Here is a 13,831-nt window from a genome sequence, read left to right as displayed (position 1 = left end):
ATGACCGACGATAGTATCGCTGTTGTTGACTTAGAACGGTGCCAGCCGGATCGCTGTAACTACGAGTGTATGAATTACTGTCCACCAAACCGGACAGGTAAAGAATGCATTGTTATTCGGGGGGAGGAAGCAGAAGAAGGTGGTCCTGATCAAATCCGAATCAGTGAAGAGATTTGTCTTGGTGAATCGTGCGGTATCTGTGTTGAAAAATGTCCCTTTGATGCAATCGAGATCATTAACCTCCCAGCAGAACTCAGCGATGATCCTGTTCACCAATACGGTGACAACGCGTTCCGACTTTATGGACTTCCACTTCCAGCTGAAGGCCAAGTAGCCGGAATTTTAGGTCCTAATGGAATCGGTAAAACAACTGCCGTCCAAATCCTTGCAGGTGAACTCACGCCTAACTTAGGTGAATGGGAATCTCCACCTGAATGGGATACTGTAATCCGTGAATATAGTGGTACACAACTTCAGGAATATCTTACAGGTACTGTGGAAGGTGACCGGACGGTCGCACAAAAACCACAGTACGTTGATCAAATTCCAGAGCAGTTTAATGGAACCACCCGGGATCTACTGGCTGGAACGGATGAGCGGAATCAGCTTGATACGATTGTCGACCGACTTTCTCTTGGCCCCGTGATTGACCAGCCAATCGAAGATCTCTCTGGTGGCGAACTTCAACGTGTCGCGATTGCAGCCTGTCTCGCTCGAGATGCTGACTTCTATTTCCTTGACGAAATTACACCATACCTCGACATCGGCCAACGGATCGCTGCTGCTCGTCTGATTCGTGATATTGCAGAGGGATCAAATCGCTCAATGCTTGTTGTTGAGCACGACCTTGCCGTCCTTGATCTGCTTGCGGACACGCTCCATGTCGCATATGGTGACCCGAACGCTTACGGTGTAATCACCGATCCAAAGTCGGTGAAAAAAGGCATCAACGAGTACCTTGCTGGATACCTTGAAAATGAGAACATGCGTATTCGTTCAGAACAGATTGAGTTCGAAGAGCATGCTCCTCGTACGACAACAACCGGAGATCAACTGGTTGAGTACCCACAAGTTGAGAAAAGCTACGGTGAAGACGCGTTTTCGCTAACAGTCGAGTCAGGAACGATCTATCAAAACGAGGTGCTGGGCATTGTTGGTCCAAATGGCATTGGTAAGTCAACGTTTGCGAAGATGCTTGCTGGTGAATTAACGCCAGATAGTGGATCACTTGATGCGGATCTTGATATCTCCTATAAACCTCAGTATATCGAAATTGATCAAAACCGTCGTGTTGACACTTTCTTGTCAGGAATCACCTCTGACTTTGGGTCCTCCTACTGGAATACTGAAATTGCCAAACCACTCCAACTTGACCCGATAATGGAACAGCGTCTCACTGAACTCTCAGGCGGTGAGCGACAGCGTGTCGCAATTGCTGCCTGTCTCTCGCAGGATGCTGACCTTTACTTACTCGATGAACCTTCAGCGCATCTGGATGTTGAACAACGTGTCCAAGCAACGAACGCAATTCGCCGGTATGCAGAATCAAATGATGCGACTGTCCTTGTTATCGACCATGATATATACCTGATTGATCTTCTCTCTGATCGTCTGCTTGTATTCGACGGCGAACCGGCGGTATCCGGTCATGCTGGCACACCACAAAATATGCGGTCTGGGATGAACGAATTCCTTTCGAACCTCGAAATTACTTTCCGACGAGATGAGCGCGTTGGCCGTCCTCGAATCAACAAGCCGGACAGCCAGCTCGACCGACAGCAGAAACGAGAGGGTGAATACTACTACACCCCAACTGACTCTTAGCTGTTGACCACCACTGACCGATTATATAGATCTTCTATTACTCGTTGTTACGAAGCGTAGAATCTACGAGCAGCTGTGCTCCAACATGTGCCGGATCTAAGACCACATTGGCTCCTGCACGTTCTAATTTTGAAACGTTTTCCGAGTTCGCTGCTGTGGCAATGATTTGTGCATCTCCAGTGATTTCTCTAGCAGTAAGGATCGCAAACGCATCTTTTGAATCATCTGTTGTTGCGACAATTACTGATTTGGCGCGTTCAATTCTAGCTCGTTCAAGGATGTTTTCTTCTGTCGGGTCACCAACTAGCGTTGTTCGTTCTTGATTTTGTATATCCGGGACCCCTGAATCCTCTCGTGCAATGACCACTATATGAACCTTCTCTGAAAGCTCCTCAATAAGCTGGCTTGTTAATTCACTCCAGCCCAAAATAATGATGTGGTCCTCAAGCTGGCTCAGCTGACGATCACGAACACGACCTAAGCTTGCCGCAAGCCGTGCCTCAATCATCGGTCCTAGCAGTACACCAAGTGCAACTGCGAAACTCGCTGTTCCAAGCACCAGAACCGAAATTGTGAATAACCGTGCCTGTGCAGTCAATGCTTCTATATCACCGTATCCAACTGTCGATGCTGTTACAATTGTAAAGTAAAATGCATCTAATACTGAGTTTACCCCATCAAATTGGTCTCTAAGCGAATAGGTCCCGACAGTTCCATACAGTTGCACGCCAGCTAGTGCTACCATGGCTGCCAACTGCGCTGGTGTCATATCAACCTGCTCCTGGAACCGACTTCGGTTTATATGTACGATTACCAGTGCAATCAGCGATAGAATTATTAGTGGTAACGACGCGATGCTTGACTGAACAATGCCCTGTATTGTTGCAATTGGGAGAAATACAAGAGCAAGATAGTAACCTACTCTGTATCGCTGGTGTAAACTATAGCCGCTGACCATCAAAATAAACCCAGTAACTGTCCCCGTAAATCCAACGGCGCCCTGTATGACTTCTGGAATATATGGCTCTAGCACTCCGCTGATTGGAGTATATGTAATATGAACTATACCTGTTATGACCGCCACAACCCCGACAGCAAATACTAAGCCTACTCCAAACTGTGATCCTCTAGCAGAATTAATACTCGTGTTAATCTCGGCACTCATAATTGCTTGACGTTATAAACCCTGATTTTATCTCTTAGTTGTTGCATCGTTCTCAATTCCGGCATCTGATTGTTCGTGAGATTCTGTTCCTTCCCCCGTTACCTGCGCTGGTTGTGCGAGCTCGACTATTGTCTCTTCAGACAAAATTTCTTCTAGCAATTGTTGAGGCTCAGCTCCTGTCAGTGCTGTCTCTGCAATTAGCTCGGCCACTGCTTGACCCAAGTTTACAATCACATCCGCACCAGCACGTCGCAACTTTGGCCCATCTCGTTCTCTGCTAGTGAATGTACCGACTGTCATTGTCTCATCAATATCTGTCGCTGTCAGTACTGCCAGTATATTTTGCTGATCGTCCAGTGTTGCTACCAACACTGCGTCTGCCCTGTCGATCCCCGCATCTCTGAATGCCTGCTCGTTGAAATCTGAAACACAGACAACCTCTTCTCCTTCTGAGCGGAGGTTCTCCGCTGCTTCCTTGTCAGTAAGTAATATTGAATAAGAAATCTTCGAGGAACGAAGTAATTCTATTACTGCATCAGTCCATGTGTCGTATCCTACAACGATAAGATGACCACTCATTAGCTAATCTCTCGGGAACAGGAACCACATAGATATTCCTCTTTTTGATCAATATCCACTGCTGTGGCCGAGAAATTCATCACACACCGGTTATTGTCACAGTGCTCAAGACCGATGTTATGGCCAATTTCGTGTACAACCTCTTTTCGCACTCGATTAGCGAATACTTCCTCCGCATCAAGATTTGCCTTCCCTCCATCAGATGTCGTTCGTAGCCGGTGTGTCGAAATAACACTACCATTACCTTCCAGATATGCGAGACCAAAGACGTAGTTTCGCCGACGATAATACAAATCCTCTACAGTAATTGCAATGTTTTTATCTCCTCGGCCTACCCTGCTGGCCATCTCAATGAATTCTTCTGCTCTATATTGTCCTCGGGCTTCGTCATATGCACCTTCCGGAACTGGCTTTGACTCATTGATAACGACATCACAGTCATATACACTCTGCAGCGCACTCGATGCTTCCCGTTTAACGCGTGCAGGAATGTCCCCGACCGGCACGATATCGACAAGCATTGTCAATAGTTTATATTGTCGTAGATATAAATATCCCGGCGTGGGCTCCAACCAGACAGATACACTTGCTACATATCTTGCCTCTTATGAGAGCCTTGTAGAGGTTGGCATTGGCTCGCGGCATGCGGTCGCTAAACAGTTAGCCGAACGTGGTTGTTCTATTATTGCGACTGATATCACCGCTCAATCTCTTCCTCCGGATATTACGTTTGTCTGTGATGATCTTACTGATCCCACCAACACACATTATGAGAATGCTGAGGCACTTTATTTTCTCCGCTGTCCTCCGGAGTTACAACGACCTCTTTGTGAATTAGGCAGTGATATCAATGCGGATGTCTATTTTACCACCCTTGGTAGTGATCCTGCTGTTGTTCCCGTTACTCGCACCCAGATTCCAGGAACGACACTATTCCAGTATCGAGACAATAATACCTTAGCCAATGATGATGTATAACCAGATATGGTAATCGCTCCTGACGCTGTTGTTCTTGATGTTGATGGCGTTCTTGTCGATGTTTCACAGTCCTATCGGCGAGCAATTGTCGATACTCTTCAAGTCATCTACGATGAAACAATCCCTAAATCAGATATACAGCAGTTCAAAAATGCTGGCGGATTTAACAATGACTGGGAACTCACTGACGCAGCAGCGTTATATATCCTTGCTCGACGAACTGGATATGAAGCTGATCTAACTGAGTATACCAACGAAATATCCAGCAGAGGTGGAGGTCTCTCTGCTGTCCGTGAGTTGCTTCAGCATGAGCTTTCCGATAGTGGCTCTGAGTACGCGTTCTCATTTTGGAATCCAGATCAGATACGCGATGTATTTCAGCAGCTGTACCTTGGTGCTGATTTATACGCTGAAATCGAGGGAAAGAAGCCAGCAGCCCATACTGCTGGATACATTAATGATGAGCCCATCCTCGCTGATGAATCCACAATAGCGGATTTAACAAGCCGGTTCAGTGTTGGTGTTGTGACTGGCCGTCCTCGTCAGGAAGCTACTATCGCGCTTGAACGGGTTGGCTTGGACCTTTCTCCAGACCAACAGTTCACGATGGACGACTGGGATGGTAGCAAGCCAGATCCAGATGCACTATTAACTCTCGCTGAGCGATTTGATGCACAGACTGTTGTGTTTGCTGGTGATACTCTCGATGATATACAAACAGCAGAAAATGCAGCAGCTGCCGACCCTGAACGTGAATACATCGGCGTTGGTGTTCTTACTGGCGGTCTCTCCGGAAGCGATGGTATTACTGCATTCAAAGATGCAGGTGCTAAAACAGTTATTGACAATATTAATGATCTGCCGGCGATTCTAGAGTGATTGCGTCGAACTCCGCCGGTGACACAACGTTTTTCGTTTACTCGCCCTACCCATGACATATGGAAATTGCAATTCTTGGTGGAACTGGCGATATTGGACAGGGACTAGCATTTCGCTGGGCTGCTGATACTGATTATACTATCAATATTGGCTCTCGGGATGTAGATCGAGCTGAAGATGCTGTTGCTGAATACGAAGATACACTTTCTGAACACGACATTAATGCCAATCTACAGGCTGGTACTAACTCAAACATTGTACAATCTGCAGATATTGTTGTTCTCGCTGTACCGCCATACCACGTTTCCGACACTGTTGAATCAGTCAGTGGTGACTTGCCCGATGACGCTATTATTGTTTCTCCAGCAGTCGGGATGAAATCAAATGAATCTGGCCTTCACTACCATCGACCGGGTGCAGGCAGTGTAACTGCCGTTGCGGCCCAAGCTGCCCCTGACGAGATTCCTGTTATTGGCGCATTTCACAACCTCTCGGCACATGCTTTGATTGATCTTGACCAATCCCTTTCACTTGACACTTTAGTCGTTGGAGAGAACTCACAGGCTAAGGAGACTGTTGTTGAACTTGCTGAATCCATCTCAGGAATTCGCGCGCTTGATGCAGGACCAATTGATAATGCCGCTGAAGTTGAGTCAATGACTCCTCTTTTAATCAACCTTGCTCGATACAACGATGGACTAAGCGACGTTGGCGTTAAGTTCACATAGTAGGTGAACCACTCCGAGGGCAAGGCCCGAGGCGGCTCATTGCAGTGAATTTATACGATGGATTAAGTAGTACAAAATGTAGCTTATTCGACTTCTGTTCGTAATGTTCCCATCTCGACGACTCGTTCTGCGTGGGCGTTATGCTGATGAATTGACTCATCATTTGATTGTTTCATCGTTATCACCGCATCATCAGGTAAGTGTGCAAATTCATCTACAACTCCATCTGCCATCGCTCGAACACAGTCTTCGACAAACTTGGCATCTGCATGCGCTGCTTGGGTCATGTGATCTTCATCTGGCCGCTTGGCAAGGTTGTAAATTCGAGCACTCATCGCGTCTCTCGCAATACGAATAATATTGTGCAAATGAACATCTGGCATTCCAGAAGACTCAACAGTCAGGGTCGCGTGACCCCGCTGTGAATGCCCTGGCTGTGGGGCTTCTTTTAGAAAATCGTTGATTGTCTCCTCGTCCACATCGAGATCCTCAAGCGTCTCTCGTGCGTGCGCGGCAGACATCCCTTGTGAACATGGACAAACTGTCATACCAGTCACCTTTGCTCCAATTTCGGTTCGAGTTTCGCCCTCTGTAGCAGTTGCAGATGCTATAATATCAAGGGCATATTGTGTTTCCCGCTTACTCTCGGGAGTCTCTTCTGGCATAATGTACTTTGCTTCCATCGAAACGGTTGCCTTTGAGGTATACTCGTGTTTATTTAATAACCGGTCTGCAGCACTCCCACATACATCCTCAACTCGCTCAACCTCTTCATCAATTGCTGCCTCAAGTGTTTCATCAATAACCTCCATATTCCGACTCATATCTGCCCCTTTTCGCCATGAAGGTAAATCTACAAAGACCTCAAATTCAGCCATTAAAATAAGTGGTGTGCCACCGGAGCCGTTTACTTTTACAACTTTTTCAACGCCTGTTACACCAACTTGATTTAGCCCAACTGTCACATCTGGGCTCGTCGCTTGCACATCCGGAAGTTCTCCTGACATCTGATCTAGAAAAAGGCTTGCTTCCGATTAGACCTTTCGGAAACCTGAGCAAAAGTTCGCTTCTACTCAAGTTTTCCAAGAGCATTGAAAAAACTCATATCTGGCCCTGCAAGTCGCAATGGCTCCGCTGCGGTAGTTATCTCCACTGTCATTGGGGGGTCAAATGACCGGCGCTCCCGACCATCACCTACGACATGACATACCTCTGTCTCTGATATCATAATCTCTATCTCTGCATCTGAATCAACTACAAGCGGTCTGCTCCCCTTTCGTGGGCACATCTGTGTGATCACGAGCCCATCTACTGTTGGATACAGCAAAGGCCCACCCTCACTCAAGTTATATGCCGACGACCCGGTTGGTGTTGCGATCAGCACCCCGTCAGCATATCCCTCAGTGTATGTTTCACCATTTACTGTAACTGCAACTTCAGCACCGCCGCCTGGTCCTCTCCGTGTACCTTGGACAACTATCTCGTTGACCGCTGGTTTTAGCTTCTGTTCATCTCCCACCGCGACTAGCCGCTGTAGTTCCCGTACTGATGCAGACCCCTCCTGATGCTGCTGTACCGTTTCACTAACCGCTTCTACTGCATCCTCAGGGCTAACAGCGTTTAAAAACCCTACTTCGCCTAAGTTTACTCCAATGATTGGTGTCCCTTCAACGGCACGAACCGTATATAGAAATGTCCCATCACCACCAACACTCACTGCGAGATCACATTCCTCCATATCTCGGGGAAACACCCCTTCTCTATCTAAATTCTCGGCTGTGATACGATCAATATATACTTCAACTCCCTGCGTCTCTAATTCGGTGGCGAGTTCCGAAACAAGTTGCTCTGCTTTCTCGTTATTACGCTGTCCAACAATCCCTACGCGCATATTCCTATCAACCATCTCTATAGTCAAAAATATTACACCCCCACATTTAGCTTCCGTTTTCTCATCTCTTAGAATATGATACTTTTTCCCCGCTATGAAAGCACAAAAGAATTGCTTTGGAATCTCTTCTGGACATATACTACTGACAACTGACGCAACACACTTAATTCATTCCCGGTGGTAATCTGACACAGAAATAGACACTTTATCCGTCTGCTAGCTATCAATGACAGATAACGACGATGCTGATTGGTTTGAACGCGCCCTTCGTGAGAGTGCTGACAGTGAAGATGATGTCACTGAATCTGATGCAACTACTGAGCAGCCAACCGAAGATGTCTCTGATCCGGACTCTGGCGGGCCATCTGAGGAAGACTCTTCACTTTTTGAAGATGATTTCTCAAGTGCACTCCGCGATGTTGAGTTCCCGGGAGATGAATCCACTTCCCCCCCAGATGAGATGGACCTCCCTCCAGGAAGTCCTGATGGTGAGGAATTTGCAGACGAAGATCCAGAATCGGAAATCCCTCGTATAGAACTTGGTATCGATGGACTTGATGCGATGATCCGCGGGGGCATCCCAGAACAGTCTTTGATTACTACGATTGGCTCTGCTGGTAGCGGTAAAACGACATTTGGATTACAGTTTCTCAATCAAGGTCTTCAGCAAGGCGAGCGTGGCGTCTTCATTACCCTTGAGGAATCAAAGCGCCGTGTCGTTCGAAGTGCAACAGAAAAAGGCTTCCCGTACGATGAATATATCAAGGACGGTCGCTTGGCGATTGTTGATATTGATGCAGTTGATATGGCACATAGTTTGCAGAGCATCCGTAGTGACCTTCCTCGTCTCATCAACGACTTTGATGCCAGTCGACTAGTCCTTGATTCTGTTTCACTGCTTGAAATGATGTTTGAGACTCGAGCGGAACGCAGAAATGAAATCTATAATTTCACCAATGCGCTTAAAGAGGCCGGTGTCACAACGATGATGACAAGCGAAGCTAGTGATGATAATCCGTATGTATCTCGATACGGGATTGTGGAGTATCTCACTGACGCTGTTTTTATCCTGCAGTATATTCGCCCCAAAAATTTTGAGGAGACACGGATGGGTGTTGAAATTCAGAAGATTCGTGACGCCCATCACTCAAGAGAAACAAAACCATATGAGATCAGTGATACCGGTATTTCTGTGTATCAACGGGCAACGATCTTCTGAGACTTTTCATATCTCCAAAAACCAATCTCTTCAGTCTACTATCCTTCAGCAAAATAGGTTCTCAAACTGTGCTACAGATATGTTCTCTCAGGCTATATCCCTGTCCTCAAGGAGCCGCCGAAGGCGGCGAGTAGGCAGGGGTAGTTCACTTATGCTGTGTTAGGCATTTCGGAAGACCAACCAACTCAACTGGTTCTGAGTTGTCTGGTGAGTATACAACCATCTGCCCCTGTTCCATGTAAGGAACTTTGCCTTCAAGTTCAGTCGGAATATTCACGCTACTAATTGCATCCTCATCGCCAAGATTTAGCACTATTGTTGTGTTGATCTGTTTGAACACTGCTTCGTGGATATCCTGAGGATCCTGCGTGATCAAGAATAACCCGAGCCGCTCTTTTCGCCCTTGCTTTGCTGCTTCGGTAAATTTTCTGATTACCTTTCTGGCTTGAACGCTATCAGCGTCGGTCAGATAATTATGTGCCTCGTCCATTCCGACTACCAGTGGGGTGTCTTTTACTTGTTCGTATCTTGGATTGCTTGATAGTTTTTCATCGACGAGCAATGACGCAACTGCAAGCACAATTGTCTCGGCTGCTCTAGAATCATTTAGGTGGTACGTCGGAACTACTGATAACCGCCCCTGCCGGACAAATTCATCAATCTGATCCGTAATTGGTTGTGCGTCTTGATCAAACACGTTTTCAAAACCCTGAATCCGGCGAACAACGGCATCGTATGTGCTCTCATGTACTTTTCCGGACTCACTCAACTCCTCACGTAGCGCCGGATCTTCGAGAAATTGTTTGAACTGTGCATATGTTCCACTGTTACCAAACTGATCAAAGAACCGCTTTAGTAGCAATCGTATTGCTTGGTACTGATTGTTATTTAGGTCGCCTCCTGCAACGAGCCATTGATTTTGTCGTACCATAGAAAACGGGATTGTGAATCTACGCTGCTCTGCACGATGGCCCTTTGTGTCGTAGGTTGTGCCTTTGATTTTCGGAACGAATGCAATCGTGTTATCATACCCACCATATGCAATATCTTCGCGCTCCCACCGACGTTGATCTTCCTTTGTAATCTGGTCGTTATCATCGTGCATCTGTGCATACTCGTCCTGCGGATCAAATTGCACTACTGCTGGCTTACGCTCGCGGCCGTCTGATAATGGATATGAACGACTTTGATCGAGCACCTGCCGAAGAATATTCTTTGCGACGTGCGTCTTCCCTGATCCAGTTCCACCGGCAACCAGTGTGTGTCGGAAAATCAATGGATCGCCGTCGTCATATTTGTCCTTCAACCGGTAATCAATTGTTGGGGGCTCGGCTGCTGTTGTGATTCGTTCTCCCCCTACGGCTAAGTGTCCAATAAATATTCCATCATCAGGTATCTTAAGCCCTGTTTTAATTTCACCTTTATCTGTGGCTTCCCTTACGACTGTTTTTGGTTTTGGAACACGATCTGTCATCCGACGTTTCAGTTCACCATCCTGTTCATATAGAACAGCTACTGGGTCCAGTTCAGCCATGAACTTGTAGTCCGTTTCATCGATATTGTCTGTCTGCATTGCCCGCCGCGCGTTAATTTCAGTAGCATCGTCACTGTGGAACTCTTGTGCGTATTCCAGCCCCGAGATGCGACAAAATAGCCGCTCATTATCCGGATATGGAACTAACACATATGATCCAATTCGAATCCGTGAGCGGTTTGGGGCTGTTATGTACACTTGAAGATTTGTGTCATCCCCTGTTTCGTCAATTTTGAGACCTCTTGATACGGAAACGACCCCAAGGCCGGAGTAACTATCTTGTGTTGTAACATCTGTTGTCTCAAATCTGACTTCCCCTGTAGATTCATCTACTGTGTCTTCTTGTGCTGACGTGTCTTCATCAAACTCCGTGAAATCCTCAAGGCCCATACGTATCTACAAACACTGGGCAAAAATAGCTCTTTTTGGTTTTTCCACTGTCCAACAGTCTCTATATTTTCGACGCTGCTACAAAAGCAAATGATAGAATAGACTTGAGATTCTTTCTCGCTAGCCGCCGATTAGTCGTCGTTCGAGGTCAATGGATCCGTCTCTTCTTCACTGAACCCTGCTGATTCTTCCATTCGGTCTTGTGCTTCTGGATCGAACTGTGCTTCGATATCCTGATACCGTGGAACGAACGACAGTTCGTGGTGACTCTCCGTCGGATGACCAAGGTACCGATCTTCGAGGTCAAACTGTGCCTGCTCGGCATTTTCTGCGATGTTGACCATATCCTCATAGACAGCATGTGCACCGGAGTGCAGTGCGTACAGTGTAATGAAGATGTAGTTGTACCCGAGATCTCCGAGTTCTTCGAATGTTAGTGGATCTTCTTCTTCGCTCCAAGCGAAACTAGATGAGTAATTAAATGCTAGCTTGAGATCAGGATGCGTCTCGTGAATTGTCTCTGCATATTCAACAGCGTCTTCACGTGATGGATCTGGCATTTCCGGCCAAACAAGGTCAACGCCCGCATCAGCATACATTCGACCTCGCTCAAGATGTTCCTCCCAGTCGCCATTCGCAGATCCATATGCGTCTGTACGGGCAATGATAATTGTATCATCGTCCTGCTTTGCATCGACAGCTGCACTGAATCGGGCTTCTGCTTCGTCGCGTGAGATGATCTTCTTTCCAGCAATGTGTCCACAGCGCTTTGGTGTGGTTTGGTCCTCAATGTGAACTGCTGCGACACCTGCCTTTTCATATTCGCGAACAGCACGACGAACGTTGTGTGTGCCACCGTATCCAGTGTCACAGTCTGCAACAACTGGCAGATCTGTTGCTTCAACAATTCGCTTTGCATTCTCAACCATCTCGTCCATCGTCACCATCTCAAGGTCTGGGAAGCCAAACTGTCCAAGGACTGTTGAATACCCGGACATGTATGCGGCGTCAAGGCCTGCCATCTCAGCAAGTCGGGCATCAAGCGCATGGTAGATTCCCGGAGCAAAAACATAGTCTTGATCGTTCAGCAACTCACGAAGTTCGGTAGCTGCTTGGTTGTCAATATCTCGAATGTGCGGTTCTGTGGTCCGGACTCGGCTTGCAACCTCGTCCTCACGGTCTTTTTCTTCTGTCATGTTTATGAAACGTTCTGATGGTTACCGGATGACCGTCCGGCTGCGGTTGTTCTTGAACCAACCACCGTTGTGGGCGTAAGGCCAATAATACAACCCAGAGTTCCCGTCAAATCCGTCCAGCACAACTGTGGTTCGCTCAACATGCAGTCGAATAGAATAACCTGTTGTATAAAACCTTTATGAATTATAATGTAGTTTGTTAATCGTTATCATTAGAAACTAACCATTTCCAATTAGTTGTTCTATCTTCTTTTCTCCATAAGGTCGTGAACTGCCGATATAATGGTGCCTCTAAAAATGCGTAGAGATGCCAATCCATCACCTGGAAACTACAGACGTATCTCTCCGTACCTGCCGACTGTTGCTTCCAGTGATTCTAGAACTTTGGCTCCAAGCATTTTCCTATATATCTCATCTCCTTTCTCAGCTATTTCTACATCTGTAAATGCATCCGGGTACAGTTTCTTTCCGATAAAATAGGCATTTGACAATATTGTCGAGAGATTATACTGATAGTGATATTCAGGATGAATCCAGTACCATTGACCTTGCTCGATTGCTGTTATGCTATCATATGCTCCATCGTCTAGGTCATCTTGGATGTTCTCAGCGTTTGATCGATCAAAGAACATAAACTCTGGATCTGCGTCAATGATCACCTCTCTGTCAATGTCGATTTTCCCCTGGCTTTCGACCGACACTGCGGTACTCGCATTTATCATTTCAAATACTGGATGTGGTATCTCTGTTGCTTGAATCCCTCTTGCTCCTCGATGGCTAACTGCTCCTATATATACATCAGAGTGATCATTTTCTTCTTCAACTCGGTGGTTCAAGTCATCTCTTATTTGATCTACATACTCAATCAATTCTGTTGCCCGGTCAGATTTTCCTGTGATTTTTCCTATTATTTCCCATGCCGTGTATATTAGTGGATTTTCTCCAGTGAACTCACCTTGGTCCACATATACCGTCGGTATTTCTGTCTGCTGTTGAATCGTTTTTGCATTCTCTGTTGTTGTTGCGACAATGACATCTGGATCTGACTGTACGATATACTCTACATCTCCCCCCCGCGACCCGACAGGTGGTTTTGACTGAAACTCATTTTCATTTGCAATATTATATGGGATTTCTCCCTCATATTGTTCCTTTTCGGCAGTTTCAACAGCAGATACCCGATCTGTCAGCTCCAAGTGGCTCAGTAATCGTAATCCTCCCGGTCCTACACCAACAAGACTCTCTACATTATTTGGTACTGATATCTCTCGGTTTGCCATATCGACAACTGTTTTTTCACCCCCGTCAATTTCGCCAAGGATGTTGGTACAGCCGCTAAATAGTCCAATACCTGCGGTTGCAGATCCTAAAACTGCCCTTCGTGTGACCATACAGATTCTACATGTTCTCCGGGTTTTAAGCAGTATTATTTTTTGGAACCAACGTAA

The 13,831-nt window shown here is 46.5% G+C and carries 13 protein-coding genes; 5 read left to right on the top strand and 8 right to left on the bottom strand.

Annotation, left to right across the window (positions count from 1 at the left end):
* Window positions 1–1,824 (top strand): ribosome biogenesis/translation initiation ATPase RLI, encoded by a 1,824-nt coding sequence (locus K0C01_RS04180; RefSeq protein ID WP_221170786.1) that lies wholly within the window; start codon window positions 1–3, stop codon window positions 1,822–1,824.
* 37 nt (window positions 1,825–1,861) lie between these two features.
* Here K0C01_RS04180 and K0C01_RS04175 read toward each other — a convergent pair whose 3' ends face one another.
* Genes K0C01_RS04175 through K0C01_RS04165 form a run of 3 tightly spaced genes read right to left on the bottom strand, consistent with a single transcriptional unit; the run spans window position 1,862 to window position 4,089 of the window.
* On the bottom strand, window positions 1,862–2,989 hold the full coding sequence (locus K0C01_RS04175) for an NAD-binding protein (RefSeq protein ID WP_221170785.1): 1,128 nt from the start codon (window positions 2,987–2,989) through the stop codon (window positions 1,862–1,864).
* A gap of 27 nt (window positions 2,990–3,016) precedes the next feature.
* A complete protein-coding gene (locus K0C01_RS04170) occupies window positions 3,017–3,568 on the bottom strand; it encodes an NAD-binding protein (RefSeq protein ID WP_221170784.1) in 552 nt (183 codons plus the stop codon).
* On the bottom strand, window positions 3,568–4,089 hold the full coding sequence (locus K0C01_RS04165; protein ID WP_221170783.1) for an archaemetzincin family Zn-dependent metalloprotease: 522 nt from the start codon (window positions 4,087–4,089) through the stop codon (window positions 3,568–3,570). Before K0C01_RS04165 ends, K0C01_RS04170 begins: the two co-directional genes overlap by 1 nt.
* Before the next feature lie 40 nt (window positions 4,090–4,129).
* Here K0C01_RS04165 and K0C01_RS04160 point away from each other — a divergent pair, with 40 nt between their 5' ends.
* Genes K0C01_RS04160 through npdG form a run of 3 tightly spaced genes read left to right on the top strand, consistent with a single transcriptional unit; the run spans window position 4,130 to window position 6,153 of the window.
* Window positions 4,130–4,546 carry a UPF0146 family protein gene (locus K0C01_RS04160; protein WP_255568383.1) on the top strand — a complete coding sequence of 139 codons (417 nt, stop codon included), beginning with the start codon at window positions 4,130–4,132 and terminating at the stop codon, window positions 4,544–4,546.
* Between the two features lie 12 nt (window positions 4,547–4,558).
* Window positions 4,559–5,425: a TIGR01548 family HAD-type hydrolase gene (locus K0C01_RS04155; RefSeq protein ID WP_259372402.1), complete on the top strand. Its 867-nt coding sequence runs from the start codon at window positions 4,559–4,561 to the stop codon at window positions 5,423–5,425.
* A 59-nt stretch (window positions 5,426–5,484) separates the two neighbouring features.
* Complete coding sequence (gene npdG, locus K0C01_RS04150) at window positions 5,485–6,153, top strand: NADPH-dependent F420 reductase (protein WP_221170780.1); 669 nt, start codon at window positions 5,485–5,487, stop codon at window positions 6,151–6,153.
* Between the two features lie 83 nt (window positions 6,154–6,236).
* On the opposite strand, the gene mptA is transcribed toward npdG, so the two are convergent.
* Both mptA and K0C01_RS04140 read right to left on the bottom strand, forming a co-directional pair.
* On the bottom strand, window positions 6,237–7,160 hold the full coding sequence (gene mptA, locus K0C01_RS04145; protein ID WP_221170779.1) for a GTP cyclohydrolase MptA: 924 nt from the start codon (window positions 7,158–7,160) through the stop codon (window positions 6,237–6,239).
* Window positions 7,161–7,222: 62 nt separating this feature from the next.
* Window positions 7,223–8,044, bottom strand: coding sequence for an NAD(+)/NADH kinase (locus K0C01_RS04140; RefSeq protein ID WP_255568382.1), 822 nt, complete (start codon window positions 8,042–8,044; stop codon window positions 7,223–7,225).
* Window positions 8,045–8,270: 226 nt separating this feature from the next.
* Between K0C01_RS04140 and K0C01_RS04135 the strand changes: the two genes are divergently transcribed.
* On the top strand, window positions 8,271–9,263 hold the full coding sequence (locus K0C01_RS04135; protein ID WP_221170777.1) for a KaiC domain-containing protein: 993 nt from the start codon (window positions 8,271–8,273) through the stop codon (window positions 9,261–9,263).
* 145 nt (window positions 9,264–9,408) lie between these two features.
* On the opposite strand, the gene K0C01_RS04130 is transcribed toward K0C01_RS04135, so the two are convergent.
* From K0C01_RS04130 to K0C01_RS04120, 3 genes are all read right to left on the bottom strand, one after another.
* On the bottom strand, window positions 9,409–11,187 hold the full coding sequence (locus K0C01_RS04130) for an ATP-binding protein (protein ID WP_221170776.1): 1,779 nt from the start codon (window positions 11,185–11,187) through the stop codon (window positions 9,409–9,411).
* Window positions 11,188–11,318: 131 nt separating this feature from the next.
* The gene (gene aceA / locus K0C01_RS04125) at window positions 11,319–12,383 is read right to left on the bottom strand and encodes an isocitrate lyase (protein ID WP_221170775.1); all 1,065 of its coding nucleotides are present in this window, start codon (window positions 12,381–12,383) and stop codon (window positions 11,319–11,321) included.
* Window positions 12,384–12,712: 329 nt separating this feature from the next.
* The gene (locus tag K0C01_RS04120) at window positions 12,713–13,774 is read right to left on the bottom strand and encodes an ABC transporter substrate-binding protein (RefSeq protein WP_221170774.1); all 1,062 of its coding nucleotides are present in this window, start codon (window positions 13,772–13,774) and stop codon (window positions 12,713–12,715) included.
* Window positions 13,775–13,831 lie beyond the last annotated feature (57 nt).

It is taken from the genome of Salinarchaeum sp. IM2453 (assembly GCF_019693215.1).
GTDB lineage: Archaea > Halobacteriota > Halobacteria > Halobacteriales > Salinarchaeaceae > IM2453.
The sequence above is the reverse complement of the archived record's forward strand: the minus strand, read 5'-3'. Positions and strand labels throughout refer to the sequence as shown.